The sequence below is a fragment of the Clavibacter michiganensis genome, assembly GCF_002151125.1.
Classification (GTDB): Bacteria; Actinomycetota; Actinomycetes; order Actinomycetales; family Microbacteriaceae; genus Clavibacter; species Clavibacter michiganensis_C.
The window spans coordinates 461,104-483,860 of record NZ_MDJZ01000016.1 but is presented as its reverse complement, the minus strand read 5'-3'; the positions used below and the strand labels follow the sequence as shown (position 1 = coordinate 483,860).

Below are 22,757 nucleotides of genomic sequence, written 5' to 3'. Positions count from 1 at the left end.
CGATCGGCCGTTCGGGGGCGTGCGCCTCCGCGCGGCCGATCGCTACCCTCCGGACATGGCCGCCTACGTCCGCCCCGCCATCGACGCCCCGGCCGCGCTCGACGACGCCGGCGTCGCCTACGGATCGCGGTGGGACGACGCCGAGGGTCCGCCCGAGGACGCGTACTCGCGCACGTCGCACCTCGAGCGGTTCGCGCCGCTGCACGCGGTGGCCGACGCGCTCGTCGCGCACCTCGCCGCGACGCACGAGGTGACGGTCGTGGAGGGCGCGGACCCGTCCCTCGCGGATCCGCACCCCGACGCCGTCCGCTCCGTCCGCCTCGCGCCGCGTGACGGGACCGGCCGGACGCTCGCGCTCGAGTACACCTCGTTCCCCGGCGTGCTGCTGCACTCCGGGCGGCGCATGGCCGAGGCGTTCCCGCCCTGCGGCTGCGACGCCTGCGACGACCGGTGGGAGGACCTCGCCGACTCCCTGGAGGATGCGGTCCTCACGGCCGCGGGCCGGCTGCCGCCGCCCCGCGAGCCCTTCGGCGACCTCGTCCGCTGATCCGCCGCGCGATCCCGGTCGCCCCCGCGCGGTCGCCCGTCCCCCGCGTCGGTACGCTCGCGAGGTGACCAGCCCCGGGGACCCCGTCGACCCGGCGGCTGCGCACCCGGGATCCGCCCCCGGCACCACCCCCGCCGGCGTCGAGGCCGCGGTCGCCGACGCGACGGCCGCCGCCGGCTCCCCCGCGACGCCGGGCGCCCGCACCACCGCCGCGGGCGCCGCGCTGCAGGTCGGCACCATCGTCAGCGTCAGCTTCGGATCCTCGCTCGCCGGCCTCGTGATCCCCGCGGTCGGCCCCGTGCTCGTGGTCGCCGCGCGGCAGGTGATGATGGCGGCGCTCGTGCTGCCGGTGGCGCGGCCGCGGATCCACCGCATGACGCGCGCGCAGCTCGTGCCCGCCGTGATGCTCGGCCTCGCGCTGTCGCTGATGAACCTCTCCTACTACGCGGCCGTCGACCGGCTGGGCCTCGGCATCGCGGCGACCATCGAGTTCCTCGGGCCGCTGTCGATCGCGCTGCTCGCCTCGCGCCGGCTCCTCGATGCGGCGTGCGCGCTCGTGGCAGCCGCGGGCGTCGTCGTGCTCACCGGGCTCGAGGGGCGGATCGACGCGTTCGGCCTCGTCTGCGGCGCGACCGCCGCCGTCACCTGGGCGGGCTACATCGTCTTCACCCGCCGGGTGGCCGAACGGCTGCCGGGGTTCCAGGGGATCGCGGTCGCGAGCATCGTGAGCCTCGTCGTGCTGGTGCCGTGGGCGCTCCTCACGCTCGACGTCGCGGCGATCGACGGGCGGATCCTCGGCCTGCTCGTGGCGATCGGCCTGCTCTCGTCGGCGGTGCCCTACTCGCTCGACACCGTGATCCTCCGCCGCATCACCCCGCGCCTGTTCGCCGTGCTCACGAGCCTCAGCCCGGTGGTCGCCGCGATCCTCGGCGTGATCGTGCTGCGCGAGACGCTCGCGCCGGTGCAGCTCGGCGCGATCGTCGTGGTGTGCGTGGCCGCCGGGGTCGCCATCGCGACGCGCGCGCCGGCCGCGCCCCGGACGACGTCGCGCCCGGCCGCGTCGTAGGGCGGCCGGGCGCGGATCCGATCGGCGCGGAGAGCGCTCAGCGCGCCCCGAGCTCCGCGAGCACCTCGGCGAGCTGGCCGACGGCCCAGACGAGGTCCTCCTCCTCCACGACGATGGGCGGCGCGAGCCGGATCGTCGAGCCGTGCGTGTCCTTGGCGAGCACGCCGCGCTCGGCGAGCCGCTCGCAGACCGCGCGTCCCGTGGCGAGATCCGGGTCGATGTCGATGCCGGCCCAGAGCCCGCGGCCGCGCACCTCGAGCACGCCGTGGCCGACGAGGTCCGCGAGCCGCGCGTGCAGCACGGCGCCGAGGCGACGCGCGCGCTCCTGCGGCTCGCCCGTCGCGAGCATGTCGACGACCGCGTGCCCCACGGCCGCGGCGAGCGGGTTGCCGCCGAACGTGGATCCGTGCTGCCCCGGCTGGATGACGCCCAGCACGTCCGCGTCCCCGACGACCGCGGAGACGGGCACGATGCCGCCGCCGAGCGCCTTGCCGAGGAGGTACAGGTCGGGCACGACGTCGGCGTTGTCGCACTCGAACGTCGCGCCCGTGCGGCCGAGGCCCGACTGGATCTCGTCCGCGATCATCAGCACCCGCTCGCGCGTGCAGATCCGGCGCACGTCGGCGAGGTACCCCTCGGGCGGCACGACGATGCCGGCCTCGCCCTGGATCGGCTCGACGAGCACCGCGACGGTGTCCGCGTCGATCGCCGCCTCGAGCGCCGCCGCGTCGCCGTAGGGCACGGTGACGAACCCGGGCGTGAACGGCCCGAAGTCGGCGCGCGCCTCCTCGTCGTCGCTGAAGCTGACGATGGTGGTGGTGCGCCCGTGGAAGTTGCCCGCCATCACGATGATCTTTGCGCGGCCCGCGGCCACGCCCTTCACGCGGTAGCCCCAGGCGCGCGCGACCTTGATCCCCGACTCCACGGCCTCGGCGCCCGTGTTCATCGGCAGGACCATGTCCTTGCCCGCGAGCTCGGCGAGCGCCGTGACGAACGGGCCCAGCTTGTCGTTGTGGAAGGCGCGGCTCGTGAGCGTGATCCGCCCGAGCTGCTCGGTCGCGACCCGCACGAGCTCGGGGTGCGAGTGCCCGAAGTTCACCGCGGAGTACGCGGCGAGGCAGTCGAGCAGGCGCCGTCCGTCGAGGTCCGTCACCCACGCGCCCTCGCCGGACGCGACGACGACGGGCAGCGGGTGGTAGTTGTGCGCGGCGTGCGCCTCCTCGGCGTGGATCGCCAGGGCGCCGGCGTCGGATCCGGCGGGACGGTCGATGGTGTCGGTCATTCCCTCATCCGTCCTGTTCGTCACTGTCGCAGCTCGAGCGTGCAGCACTTCACGCCGCCGCCGCCGAGCAGCAGCTCGGAGAGGTCGACGCCGATCGGGTTGTACCCGCGCTCCCGCAGCGACCGCTCGAAGCCCACGGCCCTCTCGGCGATGACGACGTTGTACCCGTCGCTGTAGGAGTTGAGGCCCAGGATCGACGCGTCCTCGGCGCTCACCTCGACGGCGTCGGGGAAGCGGCGGTCGATCTCCTCGAGGCTCGCGGCGTCGAAGGCGCCCGGCAGGTACGCGATGTTCGTGTCGTCGAGCACGGCGACCGCGGTGTCGAGGTGGTAGAAGCTCGGGTCCACGAGGCGCAGGGTCACGACCTCGCGGTCGAAGATCCGGGCCACCTCGGCGTGGCTGGTGCTGTCGCTGCGGAAGCCGGTGCCGGCGAAGATGGTGTCGCCGACGAGCAGGATGTCGCCCTCGCCCTCGTTGATCTCCTCGGGCACGCGCACGTCGAAGCCCGCCTCGCGGAACCAGTCCATGTACGCCGGGCCCTCGGGCTGGCGCTCGGCGTGCTGGAAGGCCGCGCCGTACGCGATGCCGTCGAGCGTGAAGCCGCCGTTGGCCGCGTAGACCATGTCCGGGAGGCCCGCGATCCCGTCGATGAGGTCGACCTGGAAGCCGAGGCCCACGTAGGTGTCGTGGAGGGTCTGCCACTGGCGCACCGCGAGCGAGGTGTCGGTCGGGATGGCGGGATCCATCCACGGGTTGATCTTGTAGACCACGTCGAAGTGGTCGGGCCGGCACATGAGCACGCGCTTGGCGACGGGGGTGCGGGCGGACGTGTCGTCCGCGGATCGGGAGAGGGTGGAGGGCATGGTGCTCCTGCTTCGTGCGGCGCGCCGGCTGGCGCGGTCGTGGAGGCGGACGATGTCCCAGAGCCCCGAGGGGACGCCTTCCGCACAGCCTGGCACGCGGATCACGCCCGTTCACCCGGTGGCCACGCGGATTCCGCGCGTGGGGCCCGGGTCCCACGCACGATCCCGCCATAGGGTCGGAGCATGGACAACCTGGACCACCGGATCATCGACCTCCTCCGCCAGAACGGGCGGGCCGGCTACGGCGACATCGGCGGGACGGTCGGCCTCTCGGCCAGCGCGGTGAAGCGGCGGGTCGACCGGCTGGTGGCCGACGGCGTGATCCGCGGCTTCACCATCCAGGTCGACCCGGCGGTCGACGGCCTGAGCACCGAGGCCTACGTGGAGCTGTTCTGCCGCGGGACGGTCGCGCCCGACGAGCTGCGCCGGATCCTGCAGGGCGTGCCCGAGGTCGTCGACGCGGGCACCGTCACGGGCGACGCGGACGCCATCGTCCGGATCCGCTCCCGCGACATCCCGAGCCTCGAGGACGCCCTCGAGAAGGTGCGCCTCGCCCCGAACGTCGACCACACGCGCAGCGCGATCGTGCTGTCGCGGCTGGTGAACCGGACGCTGGAGTAGCGCCCGGCGACGCGGCTCAGGAGAACAGCGCCACCAGGATCACGACGTAGATGACGACGAAGAGGGCCGGGATCACGTAGCGGATCAGGTTCGTGATGCCCTCGGAGGCGACGACGGCGCGGGCCGCGTGCGAGGTCGCGCCCCGGTCGCGGAGGTCGCGGGCGATGGCGATGGCCTGCGAGCTGATGGAGAACTGCACGGCGGATCCGAGCACGCCCGTCGCGAGCAGGATGAGCGCGGCCGCGAGGCGCGTGCCGAGGTCCGCGTCGGCGAGGCCCGTGCGGAGCAGGACCACCGTGGAGGTGAGCAGGAGGATCGGGCCGAGCTGGCTCGTGATCATCTGCTTGCGGGCGCGCGACCACATCGTGATCAGCTCGAGCTCGGACATGCGGGATCCTCCTGTCGGCGGCCGTGCGTGCCGCTCCCCCATCCTGCCCCGCCCGGGCGCCCCGAGCGCGCGCCGCCGTGCATGTCGCGCGGGCGAGCCGCCCCGGCATCGCTAGCCTCGGCGCATGGATCCCGCGCCCGGCTACCGCATCGACCCGGGCTCCGCGACCCCGCCCTACGAGCAGCTGCGGGCGGAGATCGCGCGCCGGGCCGCCGACGGCGAGCTGCCGGTCGGGGCGCGGCTGCCGACCGTGCGGGCGCTCGCGGAGGAGGCGGGCGTCGCGGTGAACACCGTCGCCCGCGCATACAAGGAGCTCGAGGCCGACGGGGTGATCGAGACGCGCGGGCGCGCCGGATCCTTCGTCGCCGCGCAGGACGACGTGCCCCAGGCGCTCCGGGCGGCGGCCGTCGCCTACGCGCAGCTCGCCGGACGCCTCGGCGTGGCCGACGCCGAGGCCCGGCGCGTGGTCGACGAGGCGCTCGCGGCCGGGTGACGGATCGCGCGCCGGCGGCGACGCCGGGTCGCCGCGATTCCACCTCCCGTTCACCCGGAGGCCCGACAGTACGGACGCCGCACGATCCGAACGGAGACCACATGCCCGAGTCCTCCCCGGAGGCGGCGACGCCGCACGACGACGCCCGGCTCCCGAGCGCTCCCGCCGGGTCCACCGGCACCGCCGAGGCCGACGCCCAGCGCGTGCTCGACCGGGCCGACGCCGTCACGCCGCCGCGCACCCTCGTCGACGTGCTCCGGGCGACGGTCGCCGCCCACCCCGACGCCTCCGCCATCCAGGACGGCGACGGCGCCCTCAGCTACCGCGAGCTCATGGCGCGCGTGGTGCAGGTCGCGGCGTCGCTGCGGGAGGCGGGCGTGGGGAAGGGCGACCGGGTCGGGATCCGCATGCCGTCGGGTTCCCGCGACCTCTACATCACCGTGCTCGGCGTGCTCGCGGCCGGCGCCGCGTACGTGCCGGTGGACGCGGACGACCCCGACGAGCGCGCGCGGCTGGTGTTCGGCGAGGCGCGCGTCGCGGGCGCCGTCACGGGCACGGGCGAGTACGCGCCGCACGCCGCGGACGCCGCCGAGACGGCCGCCGACGAGGCCGCAGCCGCGCTCCGGATCCTCCCCGCCGCCGCCGCGCACGCCTCCACCTCCGCGCTCCCGCTCGTCGCGCCGCCCGCGCCCGAGGACGACGCGTGGATCATCTTCACGTCCGGGTCCACCGGCACCCCCAAGGGCGTCGCCGTCTCCCACCGCTCCGCCGCGGCGTTCGTCGACGCGGAGGCGCGCCTGTTCCTCCAGGACGAGCCGATCGGCCCCGGCGACCGCGTGCTCGCGGGCCTCTCGGTCGCGTTCGACGCGTCGTGCGAGGAGATGTGGCTCGCCTGGCGGCACGGCGCGTGCCTCGTGCCGGCGCCGCGCAGCCTCGTCCGCAGCGGCATGGACCTCGGGCCCTGGCTCACGACGCACGGGGTGACGATCGTGTCCACCGTCCCGACGCTCGCGGCGCTGTGGCCCGCGGAGTCGCTCGAGAACGTGCGGCTGCTCATCTTCGGCGGCGAGGCCTGCCCGCCCGAGCTCGGCCAGCGCCTCGCCACCGACGGCCGCGAGGTGTGGAACACGTACGGCCCGACCGAGGCGACCGTCGTCGCCTGCGCGGCGCCGCTCGGCGGGCCGGGTCCCGTGCGCATCGGCCTGCCGCTCGACGGCTGGACCCTCGCGGTCGTCGACGCCGACGGCGCGCGCGTGCCGGAGGGCGGCGTCGGCGAGCTGATCATCGGCGGCGTCGGGCTCGCGCGCTACCTGGATCCCGCCAAGGACGCCGAGAAGTACGCCCCGTTCCCCGCGCTCGGCTGGGACCGCGCCTACCGCTCGGGGGACCTCGTGCGCTTCGAGGCGGATGGCCTCGTGTTCCAGGGCCGCGCCGACGACCAGGTGAAGGTCGGCGGACGCCGCATCGAGCTGGGCGAGATCGAGGCGGCGCTGCAGGACCTCGACGACGTCCAGGGCGCGGCGGTCGCGGTGCAGATGACGGGCGCGGGCAACCCGGTGCTCGTCGGGTACCTCGTGCCGCGGGATCCCGCGACCTTCTCGCGCGAGGACGCGGTGCAGCGCCTCCGCGTCGCGCTGCCCGCCGCGCTCGTGCCGCTCATCGGCGTGGTCGGGTCGCTGCCCACGCGCACCTCCGGCAAGGTCGACAAGGCCGCGCTGCCGTGGCCGCTCCCGGGCGCCGCGGGCGACGACGGAGCCGACCTCGACGCCGAGCTCCGCCCGCTCGCGGAGATGTGGTCGGCCGCGCTCGGCACGCCCGTGGCGAGCGCCGACGCGAACTTCTTCGACCTGGGCGGCGGATCCCTGTCGGCGGCCCAGCTCGTGGCCCGGATCCGCACCCTCGACCCCGAGTTCACGGTCGCCGACGTCTACGCGCACCCGCGCCTCGGCGCCATGCACGCCGCCATCGCGGGACGCGCGCCGCGGGCGGAGCGCAGCGGCCCGCGCGTGGACGTGAGGCCCACGCCGCGCCGCACGCAGTGCATCCAGACCCTCCTCGGCGCGCCCCTCCTCGCCCTGCAGAGCCTCCGCTGGCTCGCGCTCCTGCTGACGGCGAGCGCGCTGCTGCGCCCGCTCGGCGGGTTCGACGCGCTGCCGTCCGTCCCGCTCGGGCTGCTGATCCCGGGCCTCCTCCTCTTCGCGACGCCGTTCGGCCGCATGGCGATCTCCGCGGTCGCCGCGCGCCTGCTCCTCCGCGGCCTCACCCCCGGCGACCACCCGCGCGGCGGCCGCTGGCACCTCAGGCTCTGGCTGGCCGAGCAGATCGCGCAGCAGATCGGCGCGGTCGGGCTCGCGGGCGCACCCTGGATCACCTACTACGCGCGGGCGCTCGGCGCGCGCATCGCCGACGACGTCGACCTGCACACGCTGCCGCCCGTCACGGGCATGCTCCGCATCGGCCGCGGCGCCTCGGTCGAGCCCGAGGTCGACCTCTCCGGGTACTGGATCGACGGCGACACCGTGCGCGTCGGCGCCGTGCGCATCGGCGCGGGATCCACGGTCGGCACGCGCTCGACGCTGCTGCCGGGCACGCGCATCGGCAAGGGCGCGGAGATCGCGCCGGGCTCGGCCGTCTTCGGGCGGGTGCCGTCGGGTCAGCGCTGGGCCGGATCCCCCGCCGCGCGCGAGGGCAAGGCCCGCGTCTGGTGGCCCGACCACCGGCCGCCGCGCAACACGCGCTGGGTCGCGGCGTACGGCGCCGCCTCGGTCGCGACCGCGCTGGTGCCGGTGGTCGCGTTCGTCGCGGGCGGCGGGATCCTCGCGGCCGCGATCCGCGGATCCGCCGACCTCGGCGACGTGTGGTGGCGCGGCCTCGGCGCGCTCGTGCCCGCGGCGCTCGTGACCGGGATCGTGCTCGCGCTGCTCGTGGTCGGATCCGTGCGCCTGCTCGGCCTCGGCGTCGGCGAGGGCATCCACGCGGTCCGCAGCCGCGTCGGCTGGCAGCTGTGGTCGACCGAGCGCCTGCTCGACCTCGCCCGCACCGTGCTCTTCCCCCTCTACGCCGGCCTGTTCACGCCCGTCTGGCTGCGGCTGCTCGGCGCGCGCGTGGGCAAGGACGTCGAGGCGTCGACCGTGCTGCTCATCCCCGCCATGACCACGATCCGCGACGGCGCCTTCCTCGCCGACGACACGCTCGTCGCCGGCTACGAGCTCGGCGGCGGGTGGATGCGCGTCGCCCGCGCCGAGATCGGCCAGCGCGCGTTCCTCGGCAACTCCGGCATGGCGGGCCCGGGCCACAAGGTGCCCAAGGACGGCCTCGTCGCCGTGCTCTCGGCGGCGCCCACGAAGTCGAAGTCGGGATCCTCCTGGCTCGGCTCCCCGCCCGTCCGGCTCCGGCGCACGGTCGCCGCGGCCGACGACTCGCGCACGTTCCGGCCGCCGACGCGGCTGCGCGTGGCGCGGATCCTGTGGGAGCTGCTCCGCGTCGTGCCCGTGCTCATCACCTGCGCGATCGGCCTCGCGGTGCTCGTGACGCTCGCCGCGCTCACCGAGGCGTGGGGCCCGCTGGTCGCGTTCCTGCTCGGCGGCGTCGTGCTGCTCGTGGCCGGCGCGGTGGCCGCGGCGGTCTCGACGGCGGCGAAGTGGATCCTCATCGGCCGCATCCGCGCGGAGGAGCACCCGCTGTGGTCGTCGTTCGTGTGGCGCAGCGAGGTGTCGGACGTCTTCACCGAGATGGTCGCGGCGCCGTGGTTCGCGTCGTCGGCCGCCGGCACGCCCGCGCTCGTCTGGTGGCTGCGCAGCCTCGGCGCGCGCATCGGATCCGGCGTCTGGTGCGACTCGCATTGGCTGCCCGAGGCCGACCTCGTGACGTTGGGGGACGCTTCGACGGTCAACCGCGGGTGCGTCGTGCAGACGCATCTGTTCCATGATCGGATCATGAGCATGGACACCGTCACCCTCGACGCCGGTGCGACCCTCGGGCCGCACAGCGTCATCCTCCCCGCGGCGCGCATCGGCCCGCAGGCCACCGTGGGACCCGCGAGCCTCGTGATGCGCGGGGAGCTGGTGCCCGAGGCGAGCCGCTGGAGCGGGAACCCGATCGGCCCGTGGCGCGAGGTGAAGACCGGCCGCTACCTGCCCGCGAGCGCCACCGCTCCCGCCGAGACCGCCGAGACCGCCGAGACCGCCGCACGCGCGACCGCCGGTCGCCCGTGAGGGCCACGGCCGGCCCCGCGTCCGGCGACGACTACACCCCCGAGGTCGGATCCTCCGCGTACGCGGTCGAGCGCTACGACCTCGACCTCGACTACCGCGTCGCCCGCAACCGCCTCAAGGCGCGCGCCGTGATCACCGCCGTGGCGCGCGAGCCGCTCCCCCGGTTCGAGCTCGACCTCACGGGCCTCCGCGCGGGCGACGTCCGCGTCGACGGCCGCCGCGAGACCCGGCACGTGCAGCGCGGCGGGCGCCTCGTCGTGACCCCGGCCGCGCCGGTCCCCGCGGGCGCGACCTTCACGGTCGACGTCTCCTACTCGGGCGAACCCGGCCCGCGCCGCACCACCTGGGGCGACCTCGGCTGGGAGGAGCTCGGCGACGGCGTGCTCGTGGCCTCGCAGCCGAGCGGCGCGTCCACCTGGTTCCCCTGCAACGACCGGCCGGACGACCGGGCGACGTTCCGGATCCGCGTCGCGTGCGAGGTCGACTACTCCGTCATCGCGAGCGGCCGGCTCGTCTCCCGCCTCGAGCGCTCGGGCCGCGCCACCTGGACCTACGAGCAGGACGCGCGGACCGCGCCGTACCTCGCGACCGTGCAGATCGGCCGGTACTCCGAGCGGCGCGTGCCCGCCGGATCCACGCAGGCCGTGTTCGCGTACCCGAAGCCGCGCGAGGCGCGCGTGCTGCAGGACCTCGCGCCCGTGCCGCGCATGATGGCGTTCTTCGAGACGCTGTTCGGGCCGTACCCGTTCGACGAGTACCGGGTCGTGGTCACCGACGACGAGCTGGAGATCCCGCTCGAGGCGCAGGCGATGGCCGTGCTCGGCTCGAACCACGCGGACGGCACGGGCGGATCCGAGCGGCTCGTCGCCCACGAGCTCGCGCACCAGTGGTTCGGCAACTCGGTGGGCCTCGCATCGTGGCAGCACATCTGGCTCAACGAGGGCTTCGCCTGCTACGCCGAGTGGCTGTGGTCGGAGGAGTCCGGCGGGGCGACCGCGGACCAGCTCGCGCGCCAGCACCACACGCGCCTCGACCGGTACGGCACGCAGATGGGCATCGGCGATCCCGGGCCCGAGTCGATGTTCGACGACGTCGTCTACAAGCGCGGCGCCCTCGCGGTGCACGCGCTGCGGCTGACGCTCGGCGACGCGGCGTGGCGGGAGCTGCTGCTCACCTGGACGGATCCGGCGTGGACGGATCCGCGCACCACCGACGACCTCGTGGCCGCCGCCGGCGACGCGGGCGCGCTGCTGCGCGCGTGGCTCGCGGACGCGCCGCTGCCGGCGCTTCCTCGGGTGGGGCGGCGCTGACGCTGACGCAGAGCGACCGGCTCGACGACCATCGGGCTTATACTTAGGCCCGATGTATAACGTCGATGAGCGCCACCCCAGCGAATCGCTGAGCCCGTACACGCCCGGATCCGTGCCCCCGAACCTCCCCGGACGGGCGGACAAGCTGCAGCAGTTCCGCGAGGCCGCGCAGCGCATCAAGGCGGACCGGCAGTTCGTCCCCCGCGTGCACGTCGACCACGGCCCTCGCGGCATCGGCAAGACGTCACTGCTCCGGGAGGCGCAACGCATCTTCGGTGGATACGACGTCCGCACGGTGCTCATCACCGCGGACCCGAACGAGGACCTGGTGCGTTCGCTCCTCGCCGAGCTGAAGCGGATCGTCGGCACCGGCACCCGCAGCCGGAGGGCCGCCCTGGAGGCCATCGACTCCGCGACGCTCACGATCGGCGTGCCCGGGATCGCACAGGTCGGGGTCACCGTGGCTCCCGAGCGCACGCGCGCGGCCGCATCCGCGAAGCAGCTCCAGCAGGCGTTCCGCGCCGCACTGGCCTCGGTGATCCACGACGGCGACGCCGGGATCGTGATCCTCATCGATGAGATCCAGGAGGCGGATCCCGAGAGCCTGCGCACTGTCGCATACGCCTGGCAGGAGATGAGCCCGCTCCGCGCGTCCGACCCTGACCAACCGCGAGCGGCGCTCTTCGCGGTCGGTCTGCCCGGTGCGCCCGTGAAGATCAACAAGGCGGTGACATTCAGCGAGCGATTCAGCTTCCAACCCATGCACGGCCTCTCCAGCGCAGGAGCACGCGAAGCGCTCGATGCCACGGCCCGCGATGCCGGCGTCTCCTGGGAGATGGACGCCCTCGACCTCAGCGTGACCGAATCGCGCGGATACCCGTACAAGGTCCAGCTCATCGGTGACGCGGCCTGGCGGGCGGCTGCGACCCGGCTCGGACAAGACGGCCTGACACCCATCGACGCCATCACGCTCCCCGACGTGCTGGCGGCGCTGCCCACGGTGGATGCGGAGATGCGCACGCTATTCACGGCGCGCTGGAGGTCGGCCAGCCCTCGACAGCAGGACATGCTGGTGGCGATCGCGCATCTCGGCGGCGAGGACGTCAAGAGGGGGTCCCTGGCCGAGGAGCTGGGGACGACCACCCGAGCCATCTCGGTCGCCCGCCAGAAGCTGCTGGACAAGGGCCTGGTCGACGCGAACAAGCACGGGCACCTCTCGTTCACGGTCCCCGGCTTCACGGAGTTCGTCCTCGACCAGGACGAGAACGGCTGAACCGCCGGAAGCCGCCCGTCAGCGCGTCAGTGTCAGGAGGCCCGTCACGTCGTCGAGCACGGCGTCGGGCCCGGCCGCTGCGAGCGCCGCGCGGTCGTGCGCGCCCGTGAGCACGCCGACCACGAGTCCCGCGCCCGCCGCGCGGCCGCAGGCGACGTCGCTCGCCGTGTCGCCGACGACAGCCACGGCGGACATCGAGCTCACGCCGATCCGGAGCGCCGCGGCGAGCACCAGGTCGGGGGCGGGGCGGCCGCGGCCCGCGTCGGCCGGGGAGAGCGCGAGGTCGACGAGGTCGCGCCAGCCGAGGGCGTCGAGGATCGCGTCGCGCGTGACGGGCGCGAATCCGGTCGTGAGTGCCACGCGGCGGCCGTCGGCGCGGAGCCGGCGGATGCGGTCCTCCGCTCCGGGGATCGGCTCGGCGCCGTCGGTCGCGACGATCTCCGCGTAGGCGTCCTCGAACGCGGCGGTGGCGCGCGCGGCCTCGGCGGCGTCGCCTCCGCACAGGTGCAGGAAGACGTCGTGCTTGGAGCGGCCCATCGTGCGCCGGACGTACGCGATCGCCTCGGCCCCGTCGATCCGGTCGGCGAGGCCCGTGCGCTCCGCCGCGCCCCGGAACGCGGCCTCGACGACGCCGTCGTCGCGCACGGTCGTGCCTGCCATGTCGAGCACGACGAGCTCGATGCCGTCGAGCGCGAGGTCGCGCGGCGCGGGGGAGGGCTCGGCGGCGGATGCGGGGCGGACGGCGGTCATGAGGGCCTCTCCGCGGGGTGGACGGCGCCCCCGGGCGGGGTGGGGCGGCGGAGGGGCCAGACGCCCACGCCCGGGTGATCGACCGCATCCGCGTGCGCCGCCCCGAACCGCGCCGCGAGCTCCAGCTCGGCGAGCCCCAGCCCGCAGGTCATGCCGATGCCCGTGGTCGCCGCGAGCGCGACGACGCCGGGCATCGGCTCCGCGACGAGGAACTCCTCGGGGGCGGTCGCGTAGACGCCCTGCCACCGCTCGACGACGCGCGCGGGCGCACCGAGCAGGCGGCCGGCCTCCGCGAGGATCAGCTCGGCGGTCGCCTCGTCCTGGAACGGCGGCGGCGCGGCGGATCGGCTGTGCGAGTCGCCGAGGATCACGGTGCCGTCGGGCTGCTGCGTGCACATGAGATTGAGGTCGATCCTCGCGAGGTCCGGCCGCTCGGCGTGCAGCCGCGCGCGCACCGCAGCGGCCTCGGGGAGCGTCGCGAAGGCGCGGTACCGCACGAGCGACCAGCCGGTGAGCAGGGGCGCGTCGAGCGGCGCGGCCAGCGGGATCCGCACGCGCAGCATGTCGAGCGCGCACCGCTCCACGCCCCGCTCCTCCGCGAGCTCGGGCAGCAGCCGGTCGACGTCGTGGTCGACCGCGACCACCACGGTGCTCGCGTCGATGCGGCCGCGGCTCGTCGCGACATGGCCCGGGGCGACGGCGCCGACCTGCGTGCGCAGCAGGAACCGCACGCCGAGGGAGGCGAGGTGGCGGCGGATCGCGGGGGCGGCCGTGCGCGGATCCACCTGCAGGTCGCGCGCGAGGACCGCGCCGCCCACGACGTCGGCGTCGCGGACCGGGGCGAGGCGGCGGATCCCGTCGGCGTCGACCACGCGCACGGCGTCCGGGCCGAGCGGCCCGTCGGCGGGCATCGCGGCCGCGGCAGCCTCGAGCAGCGCGAGCTCGTCGGCATGCCGGGCGACCACGTGGGCGCCGGCCGCGCGGATCCCGAACCCGGCGTCGCGCGCGAGCCCGAGCCACAGCCCGCGCGCGGCCACGGCGTACCGGAGCGCGTCCCCGGACTGCGCCGTGACGCCCACGTGCCCGAAGTTCCGCACGCTCGCGCCCGCGGGCTCCGCGCTGCGCTCGACGACGACCACGGAGAGCCCGCGCCGCACGGCCGCGTACGCCGCGCCGAGCCCGACGATGCCCGCGCCGACCACGACGACGTCCGCGCGTTCCGTCACCGCAGCACCCGCCGCATCCAGACGGCCAGGCCCTCGACCACGAGGACGGTCGCGAGGATCATCAGCACGATCGCCGTGACCATGCCGTACCGGGCGCCCTCGCTCGCGTTGAGGAGGTAGTAGCCCACGCCGCCGCCGCCCACGATGCCGAGGAGGGTCGCCGCGCGGATGTTCGTGTCGAGCAGGTAGAAGCCGTGCCCGAGCATCGCCCGGGCGGCCTGCGGCAGGGTCGCGGCGGCGAGCACCTGCGGACGGGTGGCGCCCGTGGCGGTGAGGGCGCGCTCGGGACCGGGATCCACCTCCTCGAGCGAGTCCGCCACGAGCTTCCCGAGGAGGCCGACGCCGCCCACCGCGAGCGCGATGGTGCCGGCCTGCGTGCCGAGGCCGCTGATGACGATGAGCACGATCGCGAGGATCAGCTCGGGCACGCCGCGCACCGCGACGAGCACGAGGCGGGCGGCGCCGCGGATCCCGGGGCCGGGCGCGACGTTGCGGGCGGCGAGCGCGCCGATCACCGCGGATCCCGTGAGCGTCAGCAGGGCCGCGGCGAGCGCGATGACGACGGTCTGGCCCATCGCGCCGACGAGGACAGGCCAGCCGTACGCGCCCGCGTCCGGCGGCCACAGCTGGGCGGCGACCGGCGGGACCCTGGCCCAGGACGTACCGAGGTCGGACCACGTGATGTCGCTCACGAGCACCGACCCGACGAGCACGAGCCCGGCGACGGCGAGCGCCACGGTCGTGCTCACCCGGGGGCGCGTCCAGGGCCGGCGGAGCGCCTCGGCCGGGGTCGCGGGGCCGGTCGACGACGGACGCGCGCGATCCGCGGAGCCCGCCGACGCGCGCCCGGGGACGAGCCGCCGCGGCAGCCGGTCCATCGGCCGCGCGCGCGCGGCGCCGGCCCCGAGCATCGCGGCGCGCACGGCGGCGGAGACGACCTCCATCACCACGCAGAGCGCGAAGATGACCGCGGCGAGCCCGAGCCCCCGCCCGTAGTCGAGCGCCTTGAACGCGTACGACATCTGGAGGCCGAGCCCGGCGACACCGACGTAGCCGAGGATCACCGACCCGCGCAGGTTGATGTCGTTGCGGTGCAGCACGTTCGCCACCCACGACGGCGCCACCTGCGGCAGCACGCCCGCGGCCAGCTCCTGCAGGCGAGAGCCCCCGGCCGCGCGGATCGCCAGGCGCGGCCCCTCGTCGATCTGCTCGATGGCGTCGGCGAACATCTTGGAGAGCATGCCGACCGAGTGGATCCCGATGGCGAGGATGCCCGGCAGCGACCCGAGCGAGAACATCAGCACGAAGACCATGGCGAGCACGACGTCCGGCACGCTGCGCGCGAGCACGCCGACGAACCGCGCGCCGCCCTGCCAGACCGGGCCGGGCGACGTGTTCGACGCCGCGAGCACCGCGACCGGCACGGACAGCACGGCCGCGAGCACGGTGCCGGTGATCACGAAGCCGAGCGTCTGCGCGGTGAGCCGCAGGAGGTCGGCGGGCTCGGGCAGCGTGAGCGCGCCGATGCGCCCGGCGAACCGCTCCGCGTTGCCCCAGCTCTGCACCATGCGCGGGATGGAGATGTCGACGGACACGAGCGCGGCGACGGCGGCCGCGAGGATGAGGCCGAGCACGATCCACGCGGCGAGGCGGGCGCGGGATGCACGCGCCCGGGGTGCGCGCGCGGCGACGTCGCCGCCGCGCTCCCCGGCGGGAGCCGCCGCCTCGGTCGCGCTCGCGCGGGAGAGCGTCGCGGTCATCGCCCGTGGCCCGCCGCGGCACCCGGGGCGGCACCCGCGGCGCCCGCCGCCGCGCCGGATCCCGCGAGCAGCTCGTCCGCCACCGCCGACGGCTCCGCCGTGGTCGTCGCGACCCGCCCGTAGACCTTCATCACCTCGGCCTTCGACAGCCCGGCCGCCGGGGTGTCGAGCACCACGCGCCCGTGCCGGAGCCCGACGATGCGGTCGGCCCACGCGATCGCGAGGTCCACCTGGTGCAGGCTGCACAGCACCGTGAGCCCCTGCTCGGCCGCGATCTCGCGGATCAGCGCCATCACCTGGTCGCTCGACTCCGGGTCGAGCGACGCCACGGGCTCGTCGGCGAGGAGGATCCGCGGGTCCTGCATGAGCGCCCGCGCGATCGCGACCCGCTGCTGCTGCCCGCCCGAGAGCGTGTCGGCGCGCTGGTACGCGCGGTCGAGGAGCCCGACGCGGTCGAGGTGCGTGAGCGCCCGGAGCCGGAGCGCGCGCGGGTACGTCCAGAGGCCCAGCCGCGGCCCGCGCAGCTCGGCGAGCGCGCCCGTGAGCACGTTCTCGAGCACCGTGAGCGACGGCACGAGCTCGAACTGCTGGAAGATCACGCCGACGCGGCCGCGCAGCGAGCGGAGCGCGCGGCCCCGGAGCCCCGGCACGTCCTCGCCGAGCACGCGCACGGATCCGGCGGTCGGCAGCTCGAGCCCGTCGAGGTGGCGCAGGAGCGTCGACTTGCCGGATCCCGAGAGGCCGAGGAGCACCACGACCTCGCCCCGCGCGACCTCGAGCGACACCCCGTCGAGCGCGGTCGTCGACCCGAAGCGCTTGGTGAGCCCCGCGACCTCGACGACCGGGCCGGCCTCGACGACCGCGCCGACCGCGGATCCGGCTACTTCTTCTGGCACTGGGCGGACTTCGTCGTCGCGCACGTCTCGCGCACCTGGTCGTAGTACGCGTCGTCGACGGGCGTGGTCGCGTAGAACACGCTGCGGAACTCGGGGGTGTCGGCGCTCGTGACGCCCGCGGCGACCATCTGGTCGACGGTCACGTCGGAGAGCGCGTCCTTCAGCTGCTGCTTCACGTCGTCCGGGAGCGCGTCCGACTCCACGATGGGGGCGCCGGGCACCACGACCTTGCCGATGACGGTGACGGCGTCCGACTTCGCGACCTCGCTGTCCTCCGCGAAGCCCGCCTCGCACTCCTTGCCCTCGGCGACCTTCTGCACGCTGACGTCGTGCTTGCCCGCGAACACGGGAGTCACGTCCGTCGTCGGATCCACGCCCGCCTTCAGCAGCTCGGCGCTCGGGAACAGGTACCCCGAGGTGGAGGACGGATCGACGAAGCAGACCTTCTTGCCCTTCATCCCGTCGAGCGAGGTGATGGGGCTGCCCTTGGGCACGATGGCCTCGGAGTAGTAGCCGGGCTCCTGGCCCTCGGCCGTGATGATCGACGAGATCGGGTCGAGCTTCGCGCCGTTCTGCGTGGCCGTGACGTAGGTGAGGCCGGAGAAGCTGGCGACGTCGATCTGGCCGGCGATGGACGCCTCGATGAGCGCCGCGTAGTCGGTGCTCTCGTGGTACTCGACCTCCTTGCCGGTCTCCTTCGCGATGTAGTCCATGAGCGGCTGGTAGTTCGTCTCCGTGTCCGCGGAGTCGGGGACGACGCCGAAGACGAGCGTGCCGGAGTCGACGGCGTATCCGCCCGCGTCGGACTCGGATCCGGAGGCGCCGGTGGCCGCGCACCCGGTGACGAGGGAGGCGACGCCGACGAGGGCGAGGGCGGTGGTGAGGAAGCGGGCGCGGGTGGTCATGGTCGCCTTCCGGGCAGGGGTCGATGCGGGACGCGGACGAGTCTGCAACGGCCTCAGGTGGGGAAATACCTGGCCAGACGTGAGTTCACGCCGAGTTCACGCGACGGCGCGGCGGTCAGGCCGCCGGGAGCGCGCGGCGGTCAGGCGAGCGGGAGCGCGTGCACGCGGATCCGCAGCGGGTCGCCCGCGCCGGGTGCCTCGCGACGCGCCACGGCCGCGCGGAGATCCGAGCCGAGGTCCACGTCGCGCACGCGGAAGCGCGCGTCCTCGCCGTCGATCCGGGCGACGAGTCCGTCGCCGTCCGAGGGCGCCGGCGCGGAGCGGACCCGCGCCGGGTCGACCGCGAGCCCGCGCCCGTCGGCCTTCAGCACGGCCTCGACGCGGACCCACTCCGCGAGCGTCGATCCGGGCGGCGCCTCCCGGTCGCGCGGCTCGGCGTCTATGCCGATCGGGCCCTCGGCGCTCACCGCGACGACGACGGACGCACCCGCGTGCGCGACGCTCGCGTGCAGGCCGTCGAGCGCGCGGGATCCGCCGAGCACCGGCCGCCCGTGCGCCCCGCCGCACGTCGCGCAGCGGGCGCGGACGGTGACGTCGGCGGGATCCGCGCCGGTGAGCTCCGCGGCGAGCGCCCGGAGCGCGGCGCGGCCGGCGGCGGTGCGGTCGGCGCGGTCGGCGGACGGGTCGACCGGCACGCGCGCGACGAGCACGACGTCGACCGGGATGCGCGTCACGATCGCCCGGGGTCGCCGGGCTCCCGCGGATCCGGGGGCACGACGGACGGGCCGCCCTCCTCGGCCGTGGATCGCCACGCGGCGAGGGACGCGTTCAGCAGCCCCACGACGATCGCGACGACGAGGATCGCGACGCCCCCGATCGTGGCCACGCGCGTGAAGCCGCCCATGGGCACCCCGACGAGGACGCCGACGAACGTCACGCCGACGATGACGAGGAGCACGAGGGCGGCGATGCCTCCGAGGACCGGCGCGTACCCGTCCAGCGGACCGGAGGGCACGACGGGCGGTCCCGGGTCCGGCGGGTGCGCCCTCCTCCCCAGCAGCTCCCGCTGCACCGGGATCCGCGCGACCAGAAGCTCCGCGTCCGGCGGCATCGGCCCCGCGGGCAGGTGCAGGAACGCACGCACGTCCCCGCCGACCGGGTACGACGCCGCGAACAGGCGCGCGGTGCGGTCGCGCTCGTAGGTGGTGGTCCAGCCGGGGAGCACGATGCCCCAGCGACCGGCCTGGTCGTGCGTGCCGTCGTCGCGGTACCACTCCGCGAGGATCCGCCGGGCCTCGAGCTCGGTCGGGTTCCGCTCGACGCGCGTCCGCAGCGACTGGATCCCCGTGGCCCGCTCCCCGGCGTCCCGCATCGCCGTGGCGCGCGCGATCGCCCCGGCCTCGTCCATGCGCTCATGGTGGCAGGCGGGACGCGCCCGCGCACGCCGGTGGGCGGCCGGGGTCCGCGCACGACGCGCGCACCCCGACCGCGGGGCCTAGATGACCGCCTCGCTCCAGTCGTCCGGGTTGCCGAAGCGGTGGGCCGTGATGCTGATCGCCTGCTCGCGCAGGAACGTGAGCATCTCGACGCGGCCGGCCGCGGTGACCTCGTCGGCGAACACCGCGACGTCGGGCGTTCCGCGGAGCGCGTCGGACAGGGCCCGCGCCTCCACGAGCCGTGACTCCGGTGCGGCGACCAGGCGCACGCGCTCCGTCGCGATGCCGGACGCGGCGACCCGGGCGAGCCACGCCTCGTCCGTCTCGATGGTCACGTGCACGCTCGGCAGGTCGTCGAGCACCTGGCCGAGGCCGGCCGGGAGGATCCCCGGGACCGACACGTGCATCTCCGCGTACGCGAGGCGCCCGGCCGCGAGCACGCGCAGCAGGTCGGCGAGCGCGCCCGACTCCGTGAGCCGCACCGTGACGGGCAGCGCCCGGTAGCGGAACAGGTTCCGCTCCACGCCGAGCCCGCTCGGGTCCTTCACCTGGCCGAACTCGTCGTGCCAGGCGACCGCGTCGCTGAGCGCCGAGCGGCGGACGAGGTCGAAGTCCTCGTAGCGGATGGCGGGCTGCGCCGACTCGATGAGCTCCGTGACCCGCGGCGCGAGCCCGCGCAGGTGCAGCGAGCTCGAGTGCCGGCCTGCGTCCGCGACCCAGGACCCGAGGCCCATCAGGTAGTTCGGGCCGCCGGCCTTCGTGCCGGATCCGACCGACGAGCGCTTCCAGCCGCCGAACGGCTGGCGCTGCACGATCGCGCCCGTGATCCCGCGGTTGACGTAGAGGTTGCCCGCCTCGATGGTCTCGAGCCACTGCTCGAGCTCGCGCGCGTCGAGGCTGTGCAGGCCCGCGGTGAGCCCGTAGGGGATGGCGTTCTGGAAGCGGATGGCCTCCTCGAGGGTGCGGGCGCGCATCACGCCGAGCACGGGGCCGAAGAACTCGGTGAGGTGGAAGTACGACCCGGGCTTCACGCCGTCGCGCACGCCCGGCGACCAGAGGCGGCCGGTCTCGTCCTTCGCCTCGGGCTCCACGAGCCACTTCTCGCCGACGCCGAGCTGCGTGAGCGCGTGCTTGAGCTTGCCCGCGGCGGGCTCGATGATCGGGCCCATCTGGGTGGTGGGATCCGCCGGGTAGCCCACGCGCAGCGACGACACGGCGTCGGTGAGCTGGGTGAGGAAGCGGCGGGACCTCCCGACCGAGCCCACGAGGATCACGAGGCTCGCCGCCGAGCACTTCTGGCCGGCGTGGCCGAAGGCGCTCTTCACGACGTCGGCGGCGGCCAGGTCGAGGTCGGCGCTCGGGGTCACGATGATGGCGTTCTTGCCGCTGGTCTCGGCGAGGAGCGGGAGGTCCGAGCGCCAGGAGCGGAAGACCTCGGCGGTCTCGTAGCCGCCCGTGAGGATCACGCGGTCGACCGCCTTGTGCGAGATGAGGTGCTCGCCGAACTCGGCCTCGCCCGCGTCGACGAGCGCGAGCAGCTCGCGCGGCACGCCGGCCTCGCGCAGCGCCTCGACGAGCACGGCGCCGGAGCGGCGGGCCTGGCCGGCGGGCTTGACGACCACGCCGCTGCCGGAGGCGAGGGCCGCGAGCATGCTGCCCGCGGGGATCGCGACGGGGAAGTTCCACGGCGGCGCCACCACGGTGACGCGCGACGGCACGAACCGGGCGCCCTGCACGCGGTCGAGGTCGCGGGCGCGCTCGGCGTAGTAGTGCGCGAAGTCGACGGCCTCGCTGACCTCGGGGTCCGCCTCGGCGATGGTCTTGCCGGTCTCCGACGCCATCACCTCGATGAGGCGCGCGCGGTTGCGCTCGATGGCGACGCCCACGCGGTGCAGGAGCGCGGCGCGCTGCTCGCCGGGGCGGGCGCCCCAGGTCGCGGCCGCCGTGCGCACGCCGTCGATGATGTCGTCCAGCTGGTCGGTGGAGTCGATGCGCGCGGCCTCGATGGTCGCGACGCCGAGCCGCGACGCCTCGACGCGCGACAGGATCTCCCGCCCCCAGGCGCGGTTCGTCGGCAGCGCCGGATCCGTGTCCGCCGCGTTGTGGAACGGCGTCGCGGACGCGTCGGGGTCGACGAGCGCGTCGGGCGTGAGCAGCGAGCCGCGCGTGAAGCCCATGACCACGCTCGTGAGCTGCGGGTCGACCTCGTCCTCGGGCTCCTCCGGCGTCTCCGGCTCGGCGAGCGGATCCACGTCGTCGAGCTCCGGCGGGAAGCGGCGGTCCTGCGTGCGGTTCGGCGCCGGGATCGCGTCGTCGACGCCGGCGAGCGATGCCCGGAACCGCGACTCCTCGCGTGCGAAGAGCTCGCTCGACGTGCTCAGCTCGAACACCGCCGACATGAAGTTCTCCTGGCTCGCGTTCTCCTCCAGGCGGCGGATGAGGTACGAGATCGCCACGTCGAACTCGGTCGGGTGCACCACGGGCGTGTAGAGCAGCAGCCCGCCGACCGTGCGCTTCACGGCCTCGGCCTGGCCGGTCGCCATGCCGAGCAGCATCTCGAACTCGATCCGGTCGGTGACGCCGCGATCCTCGGCGAGGAGCCACGCGTACGCGACGTCGAAGAGGTTGTGCCCGGCGACGCCGACCTTCACGGCGTCGGCCGCGGCCGGGGCGAGCGCGTGCTCGAGCATCCGCTTGTAGTGCGTGTCGGTCTGCTCCTTGGTGGACCAGGTGGCGACGGGCCAGTCGTGCATCCGGCCGTCGACCTGCTCCATCGCGAGGTTCGCGCCCTTGACGATGCGGACCTTGATGGGCGCGCCACCCGCCGCGCGACGCTCCTGCGCCCACGCGGTGAGCCGCTGCAGCGCGGCGAGCGCGTCGGGCAGGTAGGCCTGGAGCACGATGCCGGCCTCGAGGTCCTTCAGCTGCGGCTGGTCGAGCACGCGCGTGAACACCTCGATGGTGAGGTCGAGGTCCTTGTACTCCTCCATGTCGAGGTTGATGAACTTGGGGGTGGCGGCCTTCGACGCCAGCTCGTACAGCGGGGTGAGCCGCTCGACGACCTTGTCGACGGCCTCGTCGAACGCCCACATCGACAGCTGCGAGACGACGCTCGAGACCTTGATGGAGACGTAGTCCACGTCGTCGCGGGCGAGCAGCTCGCGCGTGCCGGCGAGGCGGCGAGCGGCCTCCTTCTCCCCCAGCACGGCCTCGCCCAGCAGGTTCAGGTTGAGGCGGGATCCGTTCTCGCGCAGCTTCTCGATCGCCGGCCCGAGCTTGTCGCTCGTCGCGTCGACGATGAGGTGCCCGACCATCTCGCGCAGCACGCGGCGCGCCACCGGGACGACCACCTGCGGGAGGACCGGGCCGAGGATGCCGCCCGCGCGGATCGCGCCCTGCATGTACCAGGGCAGGAAGCCGGGGGTCTTGGCGGTGAGCGCGGCGAGGCTGTTGCCGGCGACGGGCAGGTCCTCGGGCCGCACGACGCGGTCGACGAAGCCGATGGTGAAGTCGAGGCCGTTCTCGTCCTTGAGGACGCCCGCGAGGCGCTCGGCGGAGGGATCCGCGGGGTGCTGCGCCGCCTCGGCGAGCCAGGTGCGCACGAGCGCGACGGAGCGGTCGGCGAGGTCGTCGCGGTCCGGGGCGGAGGCGCCGGTGCCCGTCGGGATCGCGGCGGTCTCGGGGGCGGATGCGGTCTCGGCGGTCATGCGGGAACCTCTTCGTCTCG

At 75.0% G+C, this 22,757-nt stretch carries 18 protein-coding genes; 7 read left to right on the top strand and 11 right to left on the bottom strand.

Annotated features, from left to right (window positions below; genetic code table 11):
- Positions 1–55 precede the first annotated feature (55 nt).
- Both BFL37_RS11775 and BFL37_RS11770 read left to right on the top strand, forming a co-directional pair.
- Positions 56–547 carry a DUF6226 family protein gene (locus tag BFL37_RS11775; protein ID WP_143331604.1) on the top strand — a complete coding sequence of 164 codons (492 nt, stop codon included), beginning with the start codon at positions 56–58 and terminating at the stop codon, positions 545–547.
- Positions 548–611: 64 nt separating this feature from the next.
- Positions 612–1,613, top strand: a complete 1,002-nt coding sequence (locus BFL37_RS11770; RefSeq protein ID WP_172403805.1) for an EamA family transporter — start codon at positions 612–614, stop codon at positions 1,611–1,613.
- Between the two features lie 37 nt (positions 1,614–1,650).
- Here the strand turns inward: BFL37_RS11770 and rocD are convergent, their stop codons facing one another.
- Both rocD and ddaH read right to left on the bottom strand, forming a co-directional pair.
- Complete coding sequence (gene rocD, locus BFL37_RS11765) at positions 1,651–2,895, bottom strand: ornithine--oxo-acid transaminase (RefSeq protein WP_086515279.1); 1,245 nt, start codon at positions 2,893–2,895, stop codon at positions 1,651–1,653.
- A 20-nt stretch (positions 2,896–2,915) separates the two neighbouring features.
- A complete protein-coding gene (gene ddaH / locus BFL37_RS11760) occupies positions 2,916–3,758 on the bottom strand; it encodes a dimethylargininase (protein WP_086515278.1) in 843 nt (280 codons plus the stop codon).
- Positions 3,759–3,941: 183 nt separating this feature from the next.
- On the opposite strand from ddaH, the gene BFL37_RS11755 reads away from it, so the two are divergent.
- Positions 3,942–4,379: an Lrp/AsnC family transcriptional regulator gene (locus BFL37_RS11755; protein ID WP_011931848.1), complete on the top strand. Its 438-nt coding sequence runs from the start codon at positions 3,942–3,944 to the stop codon at positions 4,377–4,379.
- Between the two features lie 16 nt (positions 4,380–4,395).
- Here BFL37_RS11755 and BFL37_RS11750 read toward each other — a convergent pair whose 3' ends face one another.
- Positions 4,396–4,767, bottom strand: coding sequence for a hypothetical protein (locus BFL37_RS11750; protein ID WP_086515277.1), 372 nt, complete (start codon positions 4,765–4,767; stop codon positions 4,396–4,398).
- 124 nt (positions 4,768–4,891) lie between these two features.
- On the opposite strand from BFL37_RS11750, the gene BFL37_RS11745 reads away from it, so the two are divergent.
- From BFL37_RS11745 to BFL37_RS11730, 4 genes are all read left to right on the top strand, one after another.
- Entirely contained in the window at positions 4,892–5,260 is a 369-nt protein-coding gene (locus BFL37_RS11745; RefSeq protein ID WP_086515276.1) for a GntR family transcriptional regulator, read from the top strand.
- Between the two features lie 101 nt (positions 5,261–5,361).
- The gene (locus BFL37_RS11740; RefSeq protein ID WP_086515275.1) at positions 5,362–9,474 is read left to right on the top strand and encodes a Pls/PosA family non-ribosomal peptide synthetase; all 4,113 of its coding nucleotides are present in this window, start codon (positions 5,362–5,364) and stop codon (positions 9,472–9,474) included.
- On the top strand, positions 9,471–10,784 hold the full coding sequence (locus BFL37_RS11735; RefSeq protein ID WP_086515274.1) for a M1 family metallopeptidase: 1,314 nt from the start codon (positions 9,471–9,473) through the stop codon (positions 10,782–10,784). The genes BFL37_RS11740 and BFL37_RS11735 overlap by 4 nt, the downstream gene beginning before the upstream one ends.
- A gap of 52 nt (positions 10,785–10,836) precedes the next feature.
- Entirely contained in the window at positions 10,837–12,057 is a 1,221-nt protein-coding gene (locus BFL37_RS11730; protein ID WP_086515273.1) for an ATP-binding protein, read from the top strand.
- Positions 12,058–12,075: 18 nt separating this feature from the next.
- On the opposite strand, the gene BFL37_RS11725 is transcribed toward BFL37_RS11730, so the two are convergent.
- The 8 genes from BFL37_RS11725 to BFL37_RS11690 form a co-directional block, all read right to left on the bottom strand.
- On the bottom strand, positions 12,076–12,807 hold the full coding sequence (locus BFL37_RS11725) for an HAD-IA family hydrolase (protein ID WP_086515272.1): 732 nt from the start codon (positions 12,805–12,807) through the stop codon (positions 12,076–12,078).
- Positions 12,804–14,033, bottom strand: coding sequence for a TIGR03364 family FAD-dependent oxidoreductase (locus BFL37_RS11720; RefSeq protein WP_086515271.1), 1,230 nt, complete (start codon positions 14,031–14,033; stop codon positions 12,804–12,806). The genes BFL37_RS11725 and BFL37_RS11720 overlap by 4 nt, the downstream gene beginning before the upstream one ends.
- A complete protein-coding gene (locus BFL37_RS11715; protein ID WP_086515270.1) occupies positions 14,030–15,793 on the bottom strand; it encodes a PhnE/PtxC family ABC transporter permease in 1,764 nt (587 codons plus the stop codon). The genes BFL37_RS11720 and BFL37_RS11715 overlap by 4 nt, the downstream gene beginning before the upstream one ends.
- Positions 15,790–16,689, bottom strand: a complete 900-nt coding sequence (phnC, locus tag BFL37_RS11710; RefSeq protein WP_086515269.1) for a phosphonate ABC transporter ATP-binding protein — start codon at positions 16,687–16,689, stop codon at positions 15,790–15,792. Before phnC ends, BFL37_RS11715 begins: the two co-directional genes overlap by 4 nt.
- A complete protein-coding gene (locus tag BFL37_RS11705) occupies positions 16,674–17,594 on the bottom strand; it encodes a phosphate/phosphite/phosphonate ABC transporter substrate-binding protein (protein ID WP_086515268.1) in 921 nt (306 codons plus the stop codon). The genes phnC and BFL37_RS11705 overlap by 16 nt, the downstream gene beginning before the upstream one ends.
- A gap of 140 nt (positions 17,595–17,734) precedes the next feature.
- Positions 17,735–18,328 carry a 4'-phosphopantetheinyl transferase family protein gene (locus BFL37_RS11700; RefSeq protein ID WP_241534024.1) on the bottom strand — a complete coding sequence of 198 codons (594 nt, stop codon included), beginning with the start codon at positions 18,326–18,328 and terminating at the stop codon, positions 17,735–17,737.
- A complete protein-coding gene (locus tag BFL37_RS11695; RefSeq protein WP_086515267.1) occupies positions 18,325–19,002 on the bottom strand; it encodes a DUF6584 family protein in 678 nt (225 codons plus the stop codon). Before BFL37_RS11695 ends, BFL37_RS11700 begins: the two co-directional genes overlap by 4 nt.
- Positions 19,003–19,089: 87 nt before the next feature.
- On the bottom strand, positions 19,090–22,737 hold the full coding sequence (locus BFL37_RS11690) for a proline dehydrogenase family protein (protein WP_086515266.1): 3,648 nt from the start codon (positions 22,735–22,737) through the stop codon (positions 19,090–19,092).
- Positions 22,738–22,757: the final 20 nt, after the last annotated feature.

Bases quoted from the DNA above. Each gene is read 5' to 3' on its own strand.
- BFL37_RS11775 (WP_143331604.1), top strand. From the start codon at position 56: ATGGCCGCCTACGTCCGCCCCGCCATCGACGCCCCGGCCGCGCTCGAC.
- BFL37_RS11715 (WP_086515270.1), bottom strand. From the start codon at position 15,793: ATGACCGCGACGCTCTCCCGCGCGAGCGCGACCGAGGCGGCGGCTCCC.
- BFL37_RS11690 (WP_086515266.1), bottom strand. From the start codon at position 22,737: ATGACCGCCGAGACCGCATCCGCCCCCGAGACCGCCGCGATCCCGACG.
- BFL37_RS11740 (WP_086515275.1), top strand. From the start codon at position 5,362: ATGCCCGAGTCCTCCCCGGAGGCGGCGACGCCGCACGACGACGCCCGG.
- BFL37_RS11755 (WP_011931848.1), top strand. From the start codon at position 3,942: ATGGACAACCTGGACCACCGGATCATCGACCTCCTCCGCCAGAACGGG.
- BFL37_RS11705 (WP_086515268.1), bottom strand. From the start codon at position 17,594: ATGACCACCCGCGCCCGCTTCCTCACCACCGCCCTCGCCCTCGTCGGC.
- ddaH (WP_086515278.1), bottom strand. From the start codon at position 3,758: ATGCCCTCCACCCTCTCCCGATCCGCGGACGACACGTCCGCCCGCACC.
- BFL37_RS11750 (WP_086515277.1), bottom strand. From the start codon at position 4,767: ATGTCCGAGCTCGAGCTGATCACGATGTGGTCGCGCGCCCGCAAGCAG.
- BFL37_RS11695 (WP_086515267.1), bottom strand. From the start codon at position 19,002: ATGGACGAGGCCGGGGCGATCGCGCGCGCCACGGCGATGCGGGACGCC.
- BFL37_RS11730 (WP_086515273.1), top strand. From the start codon at position 10,837: ATGTATAACGTCGATGAGCGCCACCCCAGCGAATCGCTGAGCCCGTAC.
- rocD (WP_086515279.1), bottom strand. From the start codon at position 2,895: ATGACCGACACCATCGACCGTCCCGCCGGATCCGACGCCGGCGCCCTG.
- BFL37_RS11745 (WP_086515276.1), top strand. From the start codon at position 4,892: ATGGATCCCGCGCCCGGCTACCGCATCGACCCGGGCTCCGCGACCCCG.
- BFL37_RS11725 (WP_086515272.1), bottom strand. From the start codon at position 12,807: ATGACCGCCGTCCGCCCCGCATCCGCCGCCGAGCCCTCCCCCGCGCCG.